We start from the raw sequence: 18,469 nt of genomic DNA on the forward strand, positions 1-18,469 counted from the left end.
CTTCCGGGCCGGGAGGTCAGGCGGTCGGGAAGGGCTCGACCTCGAGGGTCGTCGACCGCAGGCCCCGGTCGGCGATGAACATCCGGCTGCTGACCTGCGGGACCGATCTCATCGCCCACAGGGCACCCGGTCGCAGGAAGCGCAGCGGTCGTGGCCAGCTCCGGGTCACCAGGTCGTAGCGCATCGCCCAGCGCTGCGTGGTGTCCGCGATGTTCCGCACGGCGCCCTCCCACAGCGGCAGCGCGGACTCGACCGACTCCGCCCGGGCGAGGACGGCGACCAGAGCGCGAGCGTTCAGCACCGTCATGCCGGCACCCTGACCGAGCGTGGGCGGCATGCCGTGCGCCGCGTCGCCCAGGATGGCGACCCGGCCGCGGTGCCAGGAGGACGCCTGCACGACGAGGTAGTTGGAGCGGATCGGCTGCTGCTCGCTCATCAGGTCGAAGAGTGGGTGCAGCCGCGGGAAGGCCCGCTGCCAGGCCGTCATGTCGGTCGGCGCCGCCGCTGCGGCGGCGTCGGCCTCGGGGTAGACCTGGAACGCGTACGTGAGGTCCTCGCCGCATGGAGCGGTCGCGACGCGGTAGCGCCCCGACCAGTGCTCGACCATGTCGGGCGTCTCGGCGATCTCCCGGGTCTGGAGCATGTAGCGGTTGATGACCGTGGGCAGCTTGCGGACGGTCCGCACGCCGCCGACGGCGGCGGCCACCTTAGAGTTGACGCCGTCCGTGCCGACAACGAGGTCGGCCTCGAGTCGCTCGCCGCCGGCCAGCAGGAGCGCCCCCGCCGGATCCGCTCCGGCCACCGGCGACCCGAGGACCACCTCCACGCCGGAGGCGACCGCGTGACCGTAGAGCGACTGGATGACGTTCTGGCGGGCCGTCGCGTAGAGCCGGGCCGAGCCGGCCAGTGGCCGTGTGCCCGTCACGGTGCCCTCGTGGCTCCTGGTGATGCTGTTCTCCAGGTGGAGCGACGTGCTCCGCAGGTCGTCGAAGATGCCGACCTCCTCTAGCACCTCGACCATGTTGTTCTTCAAGAAGATGCCGGTGCCGGCCTCGCGGATCGCGGCCCCGCGCTCGTGGACGCGGACCGACCAGCCGCTCCGGGCGAGCATCGTCGCCAGGCTGAGCCCGCCGATGCCGCCTCCCGCGATCTCCGCATGCCTGCTCATCGGTCGTTCCCTCCGGGGGTCGAGGTCGTCGTGGGGGCGGGCGCCCCGGCCAGCGGGGTGGTCCAGGCGTCGTAGCCGTAGACGAAGTCCACGGCGTCCTTGCCCGTCCGCGCGAAGGAGTTGCCGGCGGAGATCGCCTGCATCTCCGAGGTCCGCGCCCGGCGGGTCTCCTCGAAGCGTCGGAGAGCACCGGACCAGTCGCCTGCGGCCGCCTCGAGGCAGCGCACCAGGACGGCGGCGTCCTCGACCGCCATCGCGGCGCCCTGCCCCATGTGCGGCATCATCGGGTGGGCCGCGTCGCCCATCACCACGACGTCGCCGTCGCTCCACCGCGGCAGCGGGTCGCGGTCGGCGAGCGCCCACTTGTGCACCAGGGGCACGCTGCCGAGCAGCGTGCGGACCGTCGGGTGGAAGTCGGCGAAGGCCGCGCAGAAGACGTCGACGTCGCCCTTCGCCGACCAGGACTCGAGATCGAAGTCGGGCTCGGGGACGGTGCCCATCGCGTAGACCTCGTCGCGCGCAGCGGTGAGGTAGTAGACGATCAGGTGCCGGTCGGGTCCCCACCACTTGGTGTTGTCGTCCAGCCGCTCACCGCCGAGCGCGGACGCCGGCAGCGTCGCGCGGTAGCCGGCCTTGCCGGAGAAGCGCAGCTCGTGGGGGCCGAACAGGGTCTCGCGGACGAGGGAGTGCACACCGTCGGCGCCGACCACGACATCGGCGCGCGCCCGCGAGCCGTCGGCGAACGCAAGCTCCACCCCGTCGCCCGGCTGCTCGAGTCCGACCAGCCTCCTCCCCCGGTGGATCGCCCCGGCGGGGACGGCGGCCAGCAGGACGTCGTGCAGGTCACCGCGGTGCAGGGCCAGGTACGGCGCGCCGTACCGCCCCTCGGCCCGGGCCCCGAGCGGGATGTCGTTGGTGACCTCGCCGGTCCCCGCGGCGCGGTGGACGAAGCTCGCCGGGACGAAGCCCCGGGCGCGCAGCGTCGGCTCGAGGCCGAGCTCGCGGAGCACCTTGACGGCGTTCGCGCTCTGCTGGATGCCCGCGCCGATCCGGCTGAACGCGGACGCCTGCTCGTAGACCTGCACGGGGAAGCCGCGCGCGGTGAGCGCACCCGCAACCGTGAGCCCGCCGATCCCCGCGCCGATGACCGCAACCCGGGGGTGTTCGTCGGGCATCAGTCGTCTCCCAGCACTCGTCGGACGAGGTCGTCGCCGCCGCGCACGCGGCGCAGGCCGCGGATGCCGAGTCCGCCGTCGGACTCGATGACGGTGCCCGTGACCACCGACGCCTGGACCCGCGAGGCGAGCAGGACGTACGCCGCCGCGTGGTCCTCGGGGTCCGGCAGGACGTTCATCGGCGTGCGCTCCTCGACCGGGGCGTACCGCGACGACGCCTGGAGGCCGGCGGCCGCCTCGCCGAAGGCCGACGGGCTGCTGAAGTTGGTCCGGGTCGCCCCGGGCGCCACGGCGTTCACCCGCACCAGCGGTGCGAGCTCATGCGCGAGTTGACGCACGACCCCCAGCGCGGCGTGCTTGCTGGCGACGTACATGACGCCGCCGCCGTCCGGTCGCGTGGACGCGTTCGAGAGGGTCACGACGACGCAGCCCCGGGTCTTCAGCAGCTCGGGCAGGGCGGCCTTGGCACCGTGGATGACGCCCAGCACGTTCACGTCGAAGACCTGGGCGAACGCGGTGGCGATGCTCTCCGCCGGGAGGTCGGCGAGCTCGGTGAACTTGTCCCCCAGGCCGGCGTTCGCGACGAAGACGTCGAGCCTCCCGAAGGTGTCGACGGCCCGGGCCACGGCAGCGGCGTTCTGCGCGTAGTCACGGACGTCGGTCACGATGGTGGCCACGCTCTCGCCGAGCGTGGCCTGCACCTCGGCGAGACGGTCCGGGTCGATGTCGGCGACCACCACTCGGCAGCCCTCGGCGACGAACCGCTCCACGACGGCACGGCCGATCCCGGACCCGCCACCCGTGACGACGGCGACCTCGCCCGCCAGCCAGCCCGCGGCGGTCATCGGCCCGCCGGCGCGAGCGCCACGCCGGCTCGGACCAGGCTCATCCTGATCCGCACCAGCGGGCGCGGCATCCCATAGGCGACGCCACCGACCAGGATGTCGTCGGCGTAGGCCTCGGCGCAGAAGACCCCGTCCTCCGGGTCGCCCTCAACGACCTCGAAGCGGGTCGCCAGCCGGGGCAGGCCGACGCTCTGCAACCGGATCCCGAAATGGTCGGACCAGAAGCTGGGGACCGAGCCGAAGGGGACGGCGTCCGCCCCGGCGAGCAGCGACGCCGCCGCTGCGACCCCCTGCTCGACCGCGTTGCTCCAGTGCTCGACCCGCATCGGCATCCCGCCGTACGCCGCGTTGGGCCAGCGGACGATGTCGCCGGCGGCGACGACGCCCTCGATGCCGACGACCCGCAGCGCCGCGTCGCACTCGACGCCGTTCTGGACGTCGAGGCCCGAGCCGGCCAGCCAGCCGACGTTCGGCACCGAGCCGACGGCCACGACCACGTGGTCGGCGCCGACGACCGAGCCGTCGGTCAGGGTGACCCGGTAGCCGGAGCCCGCGGGCTCGACGGTCTCGACGGTCTGGCCCACGCGGAGGTCGACGCCCGCGTCGACGAGCAGCCGAGTCGCCTGGGCGCTGGCCAGCCGGCCCGCCGGAGCGACCGGCTCGTCGAGCCCGACGACGGTGACCTCGACGCCGAGGGACCGCGCGGACGACGCCGTCTCGATGCCGACGAAGCCGCACCCGACGATGAGCAGCCGGGTGCCCGGCCGCAGGACCTCCTTGAGCCGGAGGGCGTCCGGCAGGGTCCGGACCGCGTGGACATGGGGAGCCTCGGGATCGAACAGCGGCAGGGTACGGGCGCCGCTGCCGGTTGCGAGGACCAGGCCGTCGTACGGCAGCTGCTCGCCGGTGCCGAGGCTCACGACCCGGCGCGTGGGGTCCAGCGCCACAGCCGGGGACCCGAGTCGCCACTCGACGTCGAGCTCGTCGGCACCGGACAGCATCACGTCTGCCGCGGTGTGGTCGCCGCGCAGCACCTCCTTCGAGAGCGGCGGGCGGTCGTAGGGCAGGTGCGTCTCGTCCCCGACGACGACGAGGCGGCCGGCGTACCCCAGCCGCCGCAGCGTCTCGGCGGCGCGAAGACCGGCCAGCGACGCACCGACGACCACGACCTGCTGCAGCTCGGTCATCGCTCGGCGCCGTACCAGGCGGCGATCTCGTCGGCGTCTGCGAACCACACGTCGTCGTGCGCGGCCATGTGCTCGATGGCCTCGCGGACGTAGCGCAGCCGGTAGGGCTGCCCGGAGAGGAACGGGTGCAGGCCCACCCCCATCACCCGCGGCCGGGTCGCGCCCTCGGCGTGGAGCTGGTCGAACTGGTCGATGAGCGCCTGCTTGAAGTCGGCGCCGGCCTGGCCCTGCAGGGCATAGAACGGGATGTCGTTGAGCTCGGTGCTGTAGGGCAGCGACAGCAGGCTGCCGGAGGCGACGTCGAACGGGAACGGCTCGTCGTCGACGCCCCAGTCGAGGCAGTAGCCGAACCCGAGCTCCGCGAGCAGGTTGTTGGTCTCCGGCGACGCGGTCAGCGACGGGCCGAGCCATCCCGCGGGGCGCTTGCCGGTCGCCTCCTCGATCAGGTCGGCGACGTCCTCGATGTAGGCCTTCTCGTCGGCGGGCTCCATGCCGACCTGCCAGGTTGAGTTGTTCCGGCCGTGACCCACCCAGGCCCAGTCGCGCTCGACCCCCGCGGCGACGATCGCCGGATGCTCGTGGATCACGTCGCTGTTGAGGATGGCGGTCGGCTGCACACCGAGCTCGTCGAACATCTCGATCATCCGCCAGATCCCCACCCGCGGGCCGTACTCGCGCCACCCGAAGTTGAGCGGGTCTGGGGTGAGTCCGGCCGTGAACGGGGCCATGCTCAGCGCCGGCCTGCCGTACTCGTAGTGCTCGACGTTGAGGCCGAACCACACCGCGATCCGCTTGCCCTCGGGGAGAGGGCGGACGGGGCGCTCGACGATGGGCGAGTAGGAGTAGAACGGGTTGGCCACGGGACGTCCTCTTCTTCGGTCAGGGGTGTTCGAGGGGTACGACGGGGTCAGCCGAGCAGGCGCGAGAGCGAGGCCCGGGCGTCGCCGAGCCGGGTGTGCACGACCTTCTGCTCGAGGTAGCTGAGCAGTTCGTCCTGGGACTCCTCGCGGCCGAGTGCACTGTTCTTCGAGCCGCCGAACGGCGTCCCGAAGTAGTGCCTCGTCGAGTCGTTGATCCAGACGTAGCCGGCGTCCAGGGCGGCGGCGGTCTTGTGCGCGATCGCAAGGTCGTTGGTCCACACGCTCGCCGTGAGACCGAGGTCGAGGCCGTTCGCGTCGCGGAGCATGGTGTCGTAGTCGTCCCAAGCGAAGACCGACATCACCGGGCCGAAGATCTCCTCGCGGCCGATGCGCATGTTGAGGGAGACGTCGGCGAAGAGCGCGGGCTCGATGAAGTGGCCACCCGCGGGAAGCCCGTCCGGGCGTCCGCCGCCGCGGACCAGGGTCGCTCCCTCGGCGATTCCCGACTCGATGTAGCCGGTGACCCGGTCGAAGTGCGCCCGGCTCACGACTGGGCCCACGTCGGTGGCCTCGTCGTACGCGACGCCGACGCGGAACTCGTCGAGCCGGGCCGCCATCCTGGTCACGAACTCGTCGTGGATCTTGGCGTGCACCAGGATCCGCGAGTTCGAGCCGCACGACTGACCTTGGCAGACGTCCAGGTTCATGCCGTAGATCGCGCCCTCGACCGCGAGGTCGAGGTCGACGTCGGGGAAGACGATCATGGCGTTCTTGCCGCCGAGCTCGAGCGAGGCGTGCTTGATGTAGCCCGACTCCGCGGCGCGCTTCTGGATGAGCAGGCCGGTGCCGACCGAGCCCGTGAACGCGAGCCGTTTGATGTTCGGGTGGGTGACGATGGTGTCGCCGACCTCGGCGCCACCGGTGACGATGTTGACCACGCCCGGCGGGAACGCCTCACCGAAGAGCCGGGCAAGGGCCAGCGTCGAGAGCGATGTCTCGTCCGACGGCTTCATCACCAGCGTGTTGCCCGTGATGAGCGAGGGCAGCGGGCGGGTGATCGCGAACATCACCGGGTGGTTAAAGGCGGTGATGCGGCCGACCACGCCGTACGGCCGGTGCGCGGTGTAGTGCAGGTTGCCGGGACTGGCCGGGAAGACCTCGCCGGTCATGGACTGCGCGAACGCCGGCCAGCCCTCGAGGTAGGTGTCGCAGATGTCGATGTCGACGCGCATGGCCTTGACAGGGTTGCCGCAGTCGATCGCGTCGAGCATCGCCAGGTGCTCACGGTTCTCGTGGATCAGCGTCTGGAACGCCGCGAAGCAGTCGGCCCGACCCTTCACGCCGAGTGCCTCCCAGGCTGGCTGTGCGGCCGCCGCGGCCTCGTACGCCTGCTGGACGTCGTCGGCGCCCGCCAACGGGATGTCCGCCAGGCGCCCTCCCGTCGACGGGTCGAAGACCTCGCGAGTCGCTCCAGTCACACTGTCGACGAAGGAGCCGCCGATCAGCATCTTGAAGTCCTGCGAGCCGACGTGGTCGACGATCGGGTCGGCCGCGGCCTCGGTGGCAGTCATGGGGGTCCTTTCGGTGTTCAGAATCCGGGAGTGAGGACGTCGAGCACCGCGGGCCTGCCGGAGCTCACGACCTTGACGGCCTCCGCGAGGTGCTCGGCGAGCGTGTCGGCGTCGGTGATCGGGCCGGAGGCCCAGACCCCGAAGGAGCGCGCCATCGCTGCGAGGTCGACGGGCGGGTCGGAGAGCCCGGCACCGACGTACCTCGTCTCTTCGGTGTGCCGGCGCCGGGCGGCGATCCGGGCCGCGTGCTCGACGGTGTTGCCGTACTGGCGGTTGTTGTTGACCACGACCAGCACCGGCAGCGACTTGTGGGCGGCGGTCCACAGCGCCGAGGGCAGGAACAGCAGGTCGCCGTCCGCCTGGACGTCGACGGTGATGGTGCCGGGCTGCTGGGCGAGCGCTGCGCCGAGGGCACCGCCGACGCCGTACCCGAGGCCGCCCCCGGCTCCCCAGCCGGTGTACTGGCGCGCGCGGTCCAGCTGGAGGAACCGGTGCTCGTGACGGCCGTTCGTGCCGCCCCCCAAGACGAAGTCGACCCCCTCGAGGGCGCCCGCCAGCTCGTGGAGCATCCGTTCGACCGGGACCAGGCCGTCGGCGGTCGCGGTGCTCGCCCGCAGCCGCCAGTCGTGGCGTGCCGCCGCCGTGCGCTCCGCGATCCGCTGCCGGCGCCGGGCGACCAGGTCGGTCGGCAGCGGGTCCCGGCGCAGCCGCTCCAGGACCGCCGCGACCACCAGGTCCGCGCTCGCCGTGACGAAGCGCTCGGCCGGGACCATCGCCTGGTAGTCGTGGGCCCAGGCACGCAGCTTCAGGCTCGAGAGCGACACGTTGAGGACCGTGAGCCCGCGGTCGTCGTACCGGGTCCGGAGGTGGGAGTGGATGTCCTCGACGTCGAGGGCGAGCACCACGTCGGCCTCCTCGATCACGCCGGAGACGTGCATCGCGGCGAGCGGGTGCGTCGTGGGGAACGCGTGCCGGACCCCAGTGTCAACGACCGGGGCGCCCAGCGCCTCGGCGAGATCCACCAGCAGCGCGAAGCCCTCCTCCTGCTCGGCGACGTAGCCGGCCAGGACCACCGGGCGCTCAGCCGCGCGGAGCCGCTCGACCATCCAGCCGACGTCCTCGCTCGAAGCCGCGGGCGCCGAGGGTACGGCGTACTGGTCGATGCCCTGGCGGACGAAGTCCGCGGGGACCGGGTCCTCCTGGAGGTCGAAGTCGTAGCAGAGGTAGACCGGGCCGTTCGGAGCACTCGTGGTCGCGGCGAACGCGCGTGCGAAGGACTCCTCGACGCTGCCCAGGTCGTGCGGCTCGTCGTCCCACTTCACGAAGTCGCGCACGATGTTGGCCTGCACCGAGGCGGTGTGGATCCAGTCGATCCACGGCCGCCGGTTCTGCTTCGCCTTTGGGCCGGTGCCGCCCAACAGCATCATCGGCACGCGGTCGCACCAAGCGTTGTAGATCGACATGCTGGCGTTCTGCAGGCCTACGACGTTGTGCAGGAGCGCCGCCATCGGCTTGCCAGCCGCCTTGGCGTAGCCCTGGGCCATCGAGACCGCGACCGACTCGTGCAGGCACAGCGAGATCTCGGGCGCGCCGGCGCGGTGCACCAGGGAGTCGTGGATCCCCCGGAAGCTCGCGCCGGGGTTGAACGCGACATGCTCGATTCCCGCCTCGACCAGCAGGTCGACGACGAGGTCGGACCCGTAATCCGGCAACATGTATTCAGTTTACATGTTTCCAGGACGGCCGCTAGTGCTGGCCGCCCGGCGTCCGAGTCGCGGACTCGGACGCCGCGATCACTCCGTCTTCTCCTGCTGCAGCTTCCCGGCCGCCAGCACCGCCTCGCATGTGTGCATGACGTGCTCCTCCGACGCCTGGCGGGCCCCGGCCGCGTCGCCGGCCTTGATGAGCTTGAGGATCCGCTCGTGCTCCGCGCACGTCTGCGTGGGCCGGTGCACGCCGTTGCCCCGCGACCACAGCCTGGTGTAGCGCTCCGATCGCTGGCGCAACGGCTCGACCAGGCCCAGCCCCTCCTGGGAGCCCGACGCCCGGAACAGCAGGTTGTGGAACTCGGTGTTGAGCTCGAGCCACGACGAGTGGTCGGTCTCGGTGCGCAGCCGCGCGTTGATCTCGCGCGCCGCGGAGAGGATCTGGGCGTCGATGTGGGGAACGGCCTTCTCGACCAGCCAGCCCTCGATCAGGGCCCGGAGCGAGAAGACCTCGACGAGCCGGTCGGGGTCGGTGGCGCGCACGAGGGTGAGCCGGTGGGCCCGGGACTCGACCAGGCCCTCGGCCTGCAGCTGGCGCAGCGCCTCCCTGACCGGGACCCGGGAGACCCCGAAGTGGGAAGCGAGCTCGACCTGGTTCAGCTCGAAGCCGTCCGGGAGCTGACCGATGTTGATGGAGCGGCGCAACGCGTCGGCGATGTAGTCAGCAGTGATGCGCCTCCCCGTGAGGGAGTCCGCGACGTCGATGACCGAGAGATCTAAGGCTGACATGTACACAAAATACATGCTTTCGCGCTGTGGCGCTCGCTCGGCGCCGTGGGATGCTCAGTTCGGCACAGGTGTCGCGCCATGGGTGGGACTTGCAGCAACTGCCGCTGTCGGACAGCACTCGCTCCACGACCACACGGTCGAGGCCGGCATGTTGAGCCTGGCGCCGATCTCGATCGGACCGGCGGTGTTTCCACCGCAGGTGAACGATCTTGCGCTTTACCTTCTCGGGGGTCTTGTTCGGGTGGTGGTGCGGGACTGAGGACCGGTCGAGCATCCCCTCCGGACCTTCCGCGGCAGACCGCTCAGCCCGAGCCTGTCAAATCAATGTAAGGGGGCCTTCACCCATCCACGACATCAGATCGTGTCGTCACACCTTCTCGACCAACGTGCCTGGTCATCAGAACTAGGCCAGGAAGGACTCCGGGGGCAGCGGGCCCCAAGTGTTGAGCGTCTTCGTCATCCGATCGCCCGGCTCCCAGCCGATGGCCGGCGCGGTCGGGTCGGGGAGGTGGACCATATCGGCGAACAGCTCGACGCGCAGGCCCGACGTGGGGTCGCAGACGTAGACGAAGAGACTGCGCCCCGGACGGTGCCGGCCGGGGCCGAACTCGATCTTGTAGCCCTGGCTGTCGAGGTGATCCAGGATCGGCTGGTAGGCGTGCCAGCCGGCGACCTCCATGCCGAGGTGGTGCGCGGAACGCGTCCGCCCGGGGCGCAGCGCCACGTTGTGGTGCTCGGTGTCGGTCCGCATCCAGAACAGCGCCTCGCCGATGTACTCCGAGAGCCGCAGGCCGATCACGTCGATGAAGAACCGCGCCGTCTCCGCGGGGCGCGGGCTCGCCAGGTTGACGTGCCCCATCCGGCGGGGCCGGAGGACCGACGGCTCGGGGACCGAGACCGCCAGGCCGGGCGCCAGCGCGAGCCGGATCGGGATCTCGGTCGTCGGGTCGACGACCGAGACCTCGGTGTCGGAGACGCGCTGCCCGCCGACCAACCCCGCGAGCTCGGCCAGGTCCGCGTCGTGGGGCAGGGCGAGCACGAGACTCTCGACGAGGTGCTCCGGTCCGGCCCTGAACTCGATGGCCGCCTGACCGCGCGGAGCGCCGTACTCGCCGTCGACGATCGCCAGGAACCGTCCGCCGTCCTCAACGACCTGCAGCTGCAGGCCGTCGGAGAGGAATGCTGCGGTGGCCTGCGGGTCGGGCACTGTGAGGACGATGCGCTCGACGGTCCCCGGCGCCTGTCCGACGCGGGAACCCGCGTTAGGCGTCGATGGCGACGTACTGGAGATCGAGGTAGTCATTGATGCCTTCCCGTCCACCCTCGCGTCCGAGACCGGACTGCTTGATGCCTCCGAATGGTGCCGCAGCGTTGGACACCAGCGCGCGGTTGATGGCCACCATGCCGAACTCGAGCCGCTCGGCGTAGCGCAACGCGCGCTCGACGTCGCGCGTATAGAGGTAGCCAACCAGGCCGTACTCGGTCGAGTTCGCCATCTCCACCGCCTCGTCCAGGTCGTCGAAGACGGTGATCCCGACGACCGGCCCGAAGATCTCCTCGCGGAACATCCGGGCGCCGACCGGGACGTCGCCTAGGACGGCGGGCTCGAAGAACGTGCCGGGTCCGTCGACCGCCCGACCCCCCGTGTGCAGCGTCGCGCCGGCACCCAGAGCGTCGTCGACGAGCTCGCGCAGGCTCACGCGGGCCTTCTCGTCGATGAGGGGGCCGACCTGGCTGCTGGGGTCAAGGCCGTGGCCCAGCGTCAGCGACGTGATCCGCTCGGTGAGCAGCGACGTGAACTCCGTGGCGACCGAGCGGTGGACGAGGAACCGGTTGGCCGCGGTGCAGGCCTCTCCCATGTTCCTCATCTTCGCCAGCATCGCGCCGTCGACCGCGCGCGGGAGATCGGCGTCGGCGTCGACGATGAACGGCGCATTGCCCCCGAGCTCCATCGAGGGCCGTACGACGTGGGGGCCGCACTGGGAGATCAGGACGCGCCCCACCGCCGTCGAGCCGGTGAAGGACAGCTTGCGAATCCGGCCGTCGGCCAGCAGGGCGCCGCACACCCCCGGCGCGTCCGCCGTCGTGACCACGTTCAGGACGCCGGGCGGGAGTCCTGCCTCGAGGAGGAGGTCGGCGAAGGCGATGGTGGTCAGCGGAGTCTCCGCGGCCGGTTTGATGACGGCCGTGCAGCCGGCGGCCAGCGCCGCGGCGATCTTCCGGGTCGCCATCGCGAGGGGGAAGTTCCACGGGGTGATCAGCAGGCAGGGGCCGACCGGCCGGCGGGACACCAGCAGCCGCGAGCCGCCGTCGGGGGAACGTCGGTACTCGCCCTCCGGACGCGCGACCTCCTCGGAGTACCAGCGCAGGAACTCCGCGCCGTAGTCGACCTCTCCGCGGGCCTCAGCCAGCGGCTTGCCCATCTCCGCCGAGATGAGCCGGGCGAACTCCTCCTTGCGGGCGACGAGCAGGTCGAACGCCCGGCGCAGGAGCTCCGCACGCTCGCGCAACGGGACCGCCGCCCAGGCCGGGGCGGCGGCGACGATCGAGTCCAGCGCCGCCAGGCCGTGCTCGACGGTCGCGTCGGCCACCTGCGCGAGGACCTTCCCGGTGGCCGGGTCGGTCACCGGGAAGGTCCGCTCGGTCGGCGTCCACTCGCCGTCGACCAGCAGTCCGCCCGCGACGCCCGCGGACGCAGCGATCGCCGCCTGTTCGATGTCATCCGCCACGATGGTCATCGGGGTCCCTTCTTGACGCCTTCACTCTTGAGCTCGGTGATCTCACCCAGGTCCCGGCCCAGGCCGCGGCTCCGCGCCCGGTCGACCAGGAGTGCGCCGAGCGCGAGGTCCTGCAGCGCGGTCCCGACCGACTTGAAGACCAGCAGGTCGCGGGCGGCGTCCGACTCCTCGGGGATGCCGGTCCAGTCGGCCATGCTGACCAGGCAGTCCTCGGTGATCGCGCAGTCGGCGATGGCGGTCGCCACGTCACCGGACTCGGCCAGCACCTGGCGCGGCTCGTCGACGAGGACCGCCCGGGCCCGGGCGAACGTGCGCTGGTCGAGCTCGCGCAGGTCGCGGCGGGTCGAGCCGATCGAGAGTACGACGGCGCCGGGCGCGAAGTCCGACCCGTTGACGACGGGGTCGGTCGACTTGGTGCAGAGCACCGTGACCGGACTCGCCGCGGCGACCTCGGCGGCGCTGTCCACCGGCTCGATGTCGATGCCGAGGTCCGCGCCCAACCGGACGGCGAACTGCTCCCGCCTGTCGGACGAGCGGCTGAAGACCCGCACCTTCTCCAGGCCCCAGTGACTGGCGAAGGCCCGGAGATGGCCCTCGGCCTCGAACCCGCTGCCGATGAGGCCCAGCGTGGTGGTGCCCTCGGGCCGCAGCAGACTGCCGGCCAGCGCGGTCGTGGCCGCCGTCCGGAGCTTCGTGACCTCGGCGGCGTCCAAGGTGGCCAGCAGCTCACCGGTGTCCTGCCGGTAGAGGAGCAGGAGGTAGCGGTTGCCCACGCCCTTGGCCAGGGTCATCAGCTTCGCGCCCATGAAGTCACCGAGGGCCGCCGGCATGGTCCGGAAGAACCCCGTCGTGAGGTTGACGTCCAGGCGGGGCGGGAGCTGGTAGTCCCCTTCTCGCTGCCCGGTCAGCGCGAGCTTCGCGGCCTCGAAGGCGATCTCCTCCGTGCACAGCTCCCGGATGGTCGCGCTGTCGAGGTGGATCGTCACGTCAGCCGTCCGGCGTAGAAGTCTGCGTCGTCGGCGGGGAGGTCGTAGCCGGACGCGGCCAGTCCGGCGCGCAGCGACTTCATCTGGCCGGGCAGCAACCGCATCTGGGGCATCCGGAGCAGGCCTCCGTTGAAGCCGTTGAGCCAGCTCAGGTACTTCCAGCCCTGGCGATGGATCAGGTTCGCGCCGGCGAAGGAGGCGTGGAAGGCGCCCTTCGCCTCCCGGGCGGGGTTGTAGCTCCAGAAGATCTCGCTGGCCTCGTCGTTGCGTCCGGCGAGCAGGGCGTCGATGACCTTCGGCACGCGGTCGCCGTACGACTCGTAGGCACTGGTCCCCCACCACCGGGTGCCGAAGAGGCGCGCCTGCGCCGGGATCAGCTGCTCCTGCGGGTACTCAACGATCAGCTGGTCGCCGACCTTGTCGGCGACCTCGGTGAGCGCCGTGAACTGGGCCGCGCCGCCGCCCTCGAACTTGAGCGCCGCAGCCGTGTCCAGCTTGGCCATCTCCTCGAGCGCCGCCATCGGGAAACCGGTCGGGGAAAGGGCCTTGAAGCCCCACGTCGTGGCCGCGAAGACGATGAGCGCGAGGTCCGAGCTCTCGGCGACGTACCGGGTCTGGTCGACGATCTCCGCGGCGGAGGTCGGGCGGAAGCTCTGCGGGTAGGACAACAGCCCCGCCTCGATGCCGAGGCCCGCGGACAGCTGGGACACCTCCGTCGCCTGCTCGACGGTGTCGAAGCTCAAGTGGGAGACGATCTTGAATCCCTCGGGCGCCGCCTCGGCGGCGACCTCCAGGAAGCGCTTGTACTCCTCGAAGGTGGTGCCGCTCTCGGAGGCGACGAGCGTGCCCCAGAAGCCCAGCTGCGCGGCCCGGCCGACGTCGTGGCGGATCGCGGCCTCGTTCAGGGCGGTGAAGTCGGCGGTGAACGAGGGAAGGGTGACGCTGCACGCGCCGACCCACTCGTTGCGGGCGCGCTCTTTGACCTCTCCGCGGGTGTAGGGAAGTGCCATGGTCAGTTGCCTTTCGCTGTGGTTCGGGCGATCGAGAGAGGGGTGTAGAGCCAGCGGCCGCTCTGTCCGAACCAGGCCCTGGTGGCGAGCGCGTCTCGACGAGCGGTGTCCCGGGCGGCGGCACGGCCGGGGTCGTCCATGACCTCGGGGCCGGCGATCTCGTGCAGCGCGAGGTGGGTCCAGGCGGGTCCCGCGAAGCCGGGGCGCACGCGGAAGCGCCGGACGCGGAGCCAGCCGGGCACCTTCATGAGCAGCGGAACGTGCTCGTCGCGGTACCAAGCCTCGAACTCGTCGCCGTCCTCCTCCGGCACCGAGAAGCCGACCACCGAGAGCGCGTGCTCGGTGCCGGTGAGGTCCGACGGCGCGCCCGGTGCGGCGGTGTCGGAGATCTCGTCGCAGATGTAGCGCGTGAACCCGGTGACGTTGCTCAGCATGAGGTCCGTCCGGGGCGACGGATCCGACTTCAGCCGCTGGTACTCCGGCGTCTCGAGGGCGGCCATGTCGTCGAGGAAGTAGCAGGCCAGGTGCCACGGGTCGCCGTCGGTGCGGTAGCGCACCGCGTGCGAGAAGCCCGGGACGGCCAGCCGGGCCGGGATGTGCTCGGCGTCGTACCAGTCGTCGAAGTCGGCGCGCCAGCCCGCCGGCGGCGCCATCTGGGAGAAGAGAAGTCCCGCGCTCATCGCAGGCCGTCGCCGAGCGCCTCGGCCTTGGCTAGGCCGCCGATGCGGTGGTGAACGCGGCCTCGGGTCGCCATCGCGGCGATGATCGCGATCTCGTCGGGACGCGGACCGGTCGGGACGGAGACCGTGATCGCGTCGTAGAACTCCCGGACGAAGAGCGCCTTCTTGTAGGCCAACGGCACGTCGATGACGGTTCCGGCGGTGCCCATCTTCGTCGCCGAGGTGACCCACCCGGTCCCCCCGATGCCGTGACGCATAGCGTCACCGAAGGGCGTGGTCAGGCAGGCGACCCCGTGCTCCTGCTCGCCGGCGAGGCCGACGATCGCGCCCTTGCCGCAGCTCTCCGCCTCGTGGCCGCCCAGGGCGGCTCGGCACCGTTCTACAAGCTCGACGGCGAGCCCGCCGCTGGGGTCGACCAGCTCGCCGAGGTCCTCGCTGAACCGGCCGGCGTACGGGTTCTTGATCACGGCGGTGACCGCGGCCTTGATCAGGGGCTCGGCCACGGCCGGTCCACCGTCGGCGTTGATCTGCTCGACGTGGGTGTACCAGGCGCGGATCTCGAAGTCGCTCATCGTTGCTTCCCTTCTCCTGTGCGGGTCAGTGGCCGCCGGCCATGGGCGCCGGGATGACTCCCGTGACGCTCACGCTGCGGCGGGCTGATGGGGTGTTGCGGCTCTTGGTGAAGCGGACGACGCCGTCGGTGATCGCCGCGCAGACGCCGGGCACGTCGCCGGCCTCCAGGGCCTCTGCCCAGGTCTCGCCGACCGAGCCGAGGGGGGCGTCGAGAACGAGCAGGTCCGCGGGCCGGCCGACCTCCAGGCGCCCCGAGTCCAGCCCGAAGGTGTCCGCCGCCTGGCCGGTCATGCTCGCGATCGCCTGCTGCCAGGTGAGACCGCCGAGCGAGACCAGCTCCGCGGCGAGGTGCCACAGTGCAAGAGGTACGACGCCGGTGCCGGTCGGGGTGTCGCTGGCGATCAGGATCCGGTGCAGCTGGTCGTGCTCGGTGGCGAGGCGGCACATGTCGAGCGACGAGCGCAGGTTGCCGGCCATCACCAGCTGCAGTGCCATCTCGCCCTCGCGCACCAGGCGCTCGTTGTCCGCCGCGGACATCGCGGTGGGGCCACCGTTGGCGTGGAAGGAGACGTGGGGGTTGATCTTGAGCAGCGCCTCGGCGTCCATCCGCTCGAGCGTCCCCGGGATGGAGCCGCCACCGGTGTGGACGGTCACGATGATCCCGGCCCGACGGGCGTCGGCGACGAGCTGCACGTAGTCGAGGGCCGACGTCACGGCGCCGAAGCCGCCTTTGGCGAGGAAGACGCCCTGCTCGCGGAGGTAGGCGAAGTCGTCGTAGGTCAGGCCGGGCTCGAGGATGACCGAGCCGCCGTACACCTTCATCCCCCCGGGCCTGTAATGGCGGTATGCACGCTGGGCAGCCACCGCGAGGGCCTTGACCCCCTCGGGATCGGAGGGCCGGCCCGGCACGTGCACCTCGCTCGCGCTGATGGCGCTAGTGACGCCGCCGTGGACGTAGCTCTCGAGGAAGCCCACCGTCTGCTGCCGCGGCGTGTAGTCGCCGAACGTCGAGTGCACGTGGGTGTCGATGAGGCCCGGTACGACGCCGGCCCCGCGAGCGTCGACGACGATCTCGTGGGCGTCGAGGTCGACCTCGACGCTCGGGCCGATCCAGATGATGGTCCCTCCGTCCACGACGATCGCGTCGCCGGCGAGCGGGGTGCCGGCCTGGTCACCGACGTGGCTCAACCCGATCGAGGTGATGGCCAGACTCACGCGCGCTCCTTCGCAACGGGACGGATCGAACACATACTGTTGACTGTATACACTAGACGTTCGAGAGCGGCGGCACAACCCGCCACCCGCCGATCAGAGGAAGATGCCGAGGTTCTTGGTGCTCATCGACGCTTGGTCGATGACGCTGCGACGCCGGGCGATGACCCAGCTGTCGCCCTCCCGGCGTAGCGCGTCCTGCCGCTCGCCCACGATCAGGTCGTAGGCGCCCAGGTCTCCCCTGCTGCGGTAGAGCAGGAAGTTGGTGCGCACCTGGAGTCGGTCCGCATCGTCACCGGGCCTGATCCGCAGGTTGGTGATCAGCCGACGCGTGAGGGACGGCGGATCCTCGGCCCAGGCGACGTCGGTGCGCAGCCGCCGGACGCGCAGGGCCAGCGACATCTTGGTGTCGTCGAAGTGACCCAGCTCGTCGATGGTGTCCGGGTGCGGGGACTTGCGGGTCACCCGGATCGGCGCGGTGTACTCGAGCTCGGGGGCGAAGAGGTCGAGCCACTCCTCCCAGCGCCGCTCGTCGAGCAGCTCCGCCTCGTGCGAGTAGAGGTCCTGGATCTGGATGCGCGTCGCGAGGTCGACGGCCTCTCCGGCGCCCGTCACTTCTTCGCCTCCAGCAGCCGGTCCAGCCAGACCCGGTAGAAGGTCCGCCCCGCCTCTTCGCTGAACTTGCCGTCGTACACGTCGCCCGGCCCGGGGAACTCGGACTTGTCGAGCGTCGGGAGGTCCATGCCCATGCCGTAGTGGAGGAAGACCTCCTCCTCGCGGTAGAGGGCCGCGTCCGACATCCGCGTCTGGGCCTCCCAGACCTCGGTGTCGTCCTGGTCGAACATGCCCGACGAGCTGAAGGTCTGGGTGTACATCCGCTTGCCGAGCTTCTTCCACCACTCCGGCGCGTTCTTCTCGACCAGGTGCCAGGACCAGACCTGCGTCTGGTTGGGCGCTACGGGCTGCCAGGTCCGCAGCATCAGGCCGGTGACGCGCCTACCCTCGACCTCGATGAAGTTGGGGACCAGGAAGGTGAAGTTCGGGAACGCGTTGCCGTGCAGGTTCTTGATGCGGGAGAGCATCCGGAACTGGTCCTCGTCGAGGTTCGCGCGGTACTCGTCCTCGAGCTCCTTCGGGAAGTAGCTCTCCTCGTCGAAGTGGACGCCGACGCCGAGACCGTGGCCGTTGCCGACGTTGACGTGGTAGCCCTCCCGACCGAAGTCGGCGCCCTTCACCATGTTGAGGCGGGAGAGGAAGGAGTGGGCGGTCGCGGTGTGGTAGGCGTCGGAGGTGAAGTTCTCGGCAGGCAGCCGCCAGCCCGTTGGGACCATCCAGCGCTCCGGATGACCGACGACCTCCATCTCCGCCTTGCCGACGAGCAGGTCGAGGTACCACTTGACGTTGCCGAGGTGGTCGTCCAGAGACGGTCCGCTCTTCGACCAGGTGGCGAAGATGAGTCCCTGGTAGATCTCGCAGCGCGCCTCGATGAGGTGGAGCGCATCGCGGTCGAGGCCCTCGGGGTAGGCGACCCGCTCGAAGGGGGCACCCATGAACGTGCCGAGGAAGTCGCCCTTCGAGCCGAAGGTGAAGCCGTGGTACGGGCACCGCCAGTTGTTGACCTCGCCGAAGTCCTCGCACGCCAGCGTCATACCGCGGTGGCGACAGGCGTTGAGGAAGACGCGGACGACGCTGTCGTCGCCCCGGCCCACGATGACGTTCTCCCTGCCCATTCGCCGGGTCACGAAGGAGCCCGGGTTCGGGACCTCCGAGACGTGGCCCAGGAACTGCCAGTCACGACCGAAGATGCGCTCGATCTCGAGGTCGTGGACCCCGGGGTCCGTGTAGGTGAAGAAGGGGATCCTCCCCTGCTCCGGCTGCACCGTCTTGCGCAGCCGGTCCTCGAGCTCCAGCCGGCCCTGCACGTCATAGCGGCTCATGTATACAGACTACACTTCCTAGGTGCGGCGTC

General features: G+C 70.8%; 17 protein-coding genes. All 17 read right to left on the reverse strand.

Annotated features, from left to right (window positions below; genetic code table 11):
• Positions 1-16: 16 nt before the first annotated feature.
• Positions 17-1,168, reverse strand: coding sequence for an FAD-dependent oxidoreductase (locus tag ABEA33_RS11435; RefSeq protein WP_345526905.1), 1,152 nt, complete (start codon positions 1,166-1,168; stop codon positions 17-19).
• Positions 1,165-2,343: an FAD-dependent monooxygenase gene (locus ABEA33_RS11440; protein ID WP_345526906.1), complete on the reverse strand. Its 1,179-nt coding sequence runs from the start codon at positions 2,341-2,343 to the stop codon at positions 1,165-1,167. Before ABEA33_RS11440 ends, ABEA33_RS11435 begins: the two co-directional genes overlap by 4 nt.
• Positions 2,343-3,188: an SDR family NAD(P)-dependent oxidoreductase gene (locus tag ABEA33_RS11445; RefSeq protein WP_345526907.1), complete on the reverse strand. Its 846-nt coding sequence runs from the start codon at positions 3,186-3,188 to the stop codon at positions 2,343-2,345. Before ABEA33_RS11445 ends, ABEA33_RS11440 begins: the two co-directional genes overlap by 1 nt.
• On the reverse strand, positions 3,185-4,375 hold the full coding sequence (locus tag ABEA33_RS11450) for an NAD(P)/FAD-dependent oxidoreductase (protein WP_345526908.1): 1,191 nt from the start codon (positions 4,373-4,375) through the stop codon (positions 3,185-3,187). Before ABEA33_RS11450 ends, ABEA33_RS11445 begins: the two co-directional genes overlap by 4 nt.
• Positions 4,372-5,235 (reverse strand): polysaccharide deacetylase family protein, encoded by an 864-nt coding sequence (locus tag ABEA33_RS11455; RefSeq protein WP_345526909.1) that lies wholly within the window; start codon positions 5,233-5,235, stop codon positions 4,372-4,374. Before ABEA33_RS11455 ends, ABEA33_RS11450 begins: the two co-directional genes overlap by 4 nt.
• A gap of 47 nt (positions 5,236-5,282) precedes the next feature.
• Positions 5,283-6,806 carry an aldehyde dehydrogenase family protein gene (locus ABEA33_RS11460; RefSeq protein ID WP_345526910.1) on the reverse strand — a complete coding sequence of 508 codons (1,524 nt, stop codon included), beginning with the start codon at positions 6,804-6,806 and terminating at the stop codon, positions 5,283-5,285.
• Between the two features lie 17 nt (positions 6,807-6,823).
• On the reverse strand, positions 6,824-8,521 hold the full coding sequence (locus tag ABEA33_RS11465; RefSeq protein WP_345526911.1) for a thiamine pyrophosphate-binding protein: 1,698 nt from the start codon (positions 8,519-8,521) through the stop codon (positions 6,824-6,826).
• A gap of 78 nt (positions 8,522-8,599) precedes the next feature.
• Positions 8,600-9,301 carry a GntR family transcriptional regulator gene (locus ABEA33_RS11470; RefSeq protein ID WP_345526912.1) on the reverse strand — a complete coding sequence of 234 codons (702 nt, stop codon included), beginning with the start codon at positions 9,299-9,301 and terminating at the stop codon, positions 8,600-8,602.
• A 403-nt stretch (positions 9,302-9,704) separates the two neighbouring features.
• Positions 9,705-10,508, reverse strand: a complete 804-nt coding sequence (locus ABEA33_RS11480; RefSeq protein ID WP_345526913.1) for a VOC family protein — start codon at positions 10,506-10,508, stop codon at positions 9,705-9,707.
• A 55-nt stretch (positions 10,509-10,563) separates the two neighbouring features.
• Positions 10,564-12,039: an NAD-dependent succinate-semialdehyde dehydrogenase gene (locus tag ABEA33_RS11485; protein ID WP_345526914.1), complete on the reverse strand. Its 1,476-nt coding sequence runs from the start codon at positions 12,037-12,039 to the stop codon at positions 10,564-10,566.
• Positions 12,036-13,025: an ornithine cyclodeaminase family protein gene (locus ABEA33_RS11490; protein WP_345526915.1), complete on the reverse strand. Its 990-nt coding sequence runs from the start codon at positions 13,023-13,025 to the stop codon at positions 12,036-12,038. Before ABEA33_RS11490 ends, ABEA33_RS11485 begins: the two co-directional genes overlap by 4 nt.
• Positions 13,022-14,035, reverse strand: a complete 1,014-nt coding sequence (locus tag ABEA33_RS11495) for a dihydrodipicolinate synthase family protein (protein ID WP_345526916.1) — start codon at positions 14,033-14,035, stop codon at positions 13,022-13,024. The genes ABEA33_RS11490 and ABEA33_RS11495 overlap by 4 nt, the downstream gene beginning before the upstream one ends.
• 2 nt (positions 14,036-14,037) lie before the next feature.
• Entirely contained in the window at positions 14,038-14,715 is a 678-nt protein-coding gene (locus ABEA33_RS11500; protein ID WP_345526917.1) for a hypothetical protein, read from the reverse strand.
• Complete coding sequence (locus ABEA33_RS11505) at positions 14,712-15,287, reverse strand: amino acid synthesis family protein (protein WP_345526918.1); 576 nt, start codon at positions 15,285-15,287, stop codon at positions 14,712-14,714. The genes ABEA33_RS11500 and ABEA33_RS11505 overlap by 4 nt, the downstream gene beginning before the upstream one ends.
• A gap of 25 nt (positions 15,288-15,312) precedes the next feature.
• Positions 15,313-16,503, reverse strand: coding sequence for an amidohydrolase family protein (locus ABEA33_RS11510; protein ID WP_345526919.1), 1,191 nt, complete (start codon positions 16,501-16,503; stop codon positions 15,313-15,315).
• A 93-nt stretch (positions 16,504-16,596) separates the two neighbouring features.
• Positions 16,597-17,115 carry an aromatic-ring-hydroxylating dioxygenase subunit beta gene (locus ABEA33_RS11515; RefSeq protein ID WP_345526920.1) on the reverse strand — a complete coding sequence of 173 codons (519 nt, stop codon included), beginning with the start codon at positions 17,113-17,115 and terminating at the stop codon, positions 16,597-16,599.
• Positions 17,112-18,437 carry an aromatic ring-hydroxylating oxygenase subunit alpha gene (locus ABEA33_RS11520; RefSeq protein WP_345526921.1) on the reverse strand — a complete coding sequence of 442 codons (1,326 nt, stop codon included), beginning with the start codon at positions 18,435-18,437 and terminating at the stop codon, positions 17,112-17,114. The genes ABEA33_RS11515 and ABEA33_RS11520 overlap by 4 nt, the downstream gene beginning before the upstream one ends.
• Between the last annotated feature and the right edge of the window lie 32 nt (positions 18,438-18,469).

This window comes from Nocardioides endophyticus (assembly GCF_039543845.1).
GTDB lineage: Bacteria > Actinomycetota > Actinomycetes > Propionibacteriales > Nocardioidaceae > Nocardioides > Nocardioides endophyticus.

Bases quoted from the DNA above. Each gene is read 5' to 3' on its own strand.
- ABEA33_RS11435 (WP_345526905.1), bottom strand. From the start codon at position 1,168: ATGAGCAGGCATGCGGAGATCGCGGGAGGCGGCATCGGCGGGCTCAGC.
- ABEA33_RS11440 (WP_345526906.1), bottom strand. From the start codon at position 2,343: ATGCCCGACGAACACCCCCGGGTTGCGGTCATCGGCGCGGGGATCGGC.
- ABEA33_RS11445 (WP_345526907.1), bottom strand. From the start codon at position 3,188: ATGACCGCCGCGGGCTGGCTGGCGGGCGAGGTCGCCGTCGTCACGGGT.
- ABEA33_RS11450 (WP_345526908.1), bottom strand. From the start codon at position 4,375: ATGACCGAGCTGCAGCAGGTCGTGGTCGTCGGTGCGTCGCTGGCCGGT.
- ABEA33_RS11460 (WP_345526910.1), bottom strand. From the start codon at position 6,806: ATGACTGCCACCGAGGCCGCGGCCGACCCGATCGTCGACCACGTCGGC.
- ABEA33_RS11465 (WP_345526911.1), bottom strand. From the start codon at position 8,521: ATGTTGCCGGATTACGGGTCCGACCTCGTCGTCGACCTGCTGGTCGAG.
- ABEA33_RS11470 (WP_345526912.1), bottom strand. From the start codon at position 9,301: ATGTCAGCCTTAGATCTCTCGGTCATCGACGTCGCGGACTCCCTCACG.
- ABEA33_RS11485 (WP_345526914.1), bottom strand. From the start codon at position 12,039: ATGACCATCGTGGCGGATGACATCGAACAGGCGGCGATCGCTGCGTCC.
- ABEA33_RS11495 (WP_345526916.1), bottom strand. From the start codon at position 14,035: ATGGCACTTCCCTACACCCGCGGAGAGGTCAAAGAGCGCGCCCGCAAC.
- ABEA33_RS11500 (WP_345526917.1), bottom strand. From the start codon at position 14,715: ATGAGCGCGGGACTTCTCTTCTCCCAGATGGCGCCGCCGGCGGGCTGG.
- ABEA33_RS11505 (WP_345526918.1), bottom strand. From the start codon at position 15,287: ATGAGCGACTTCGAGATCCGCGCCTGGTACACCCACGTCGAGCAGATC.
- ABEA33_RS11520 (WP_345526921.1), bottom strand. From the start codon at position 18,437: ATGAGCCGCTATGACGTGCAGGGCCGGCTGGAGCTCGAGGACCGGCTG.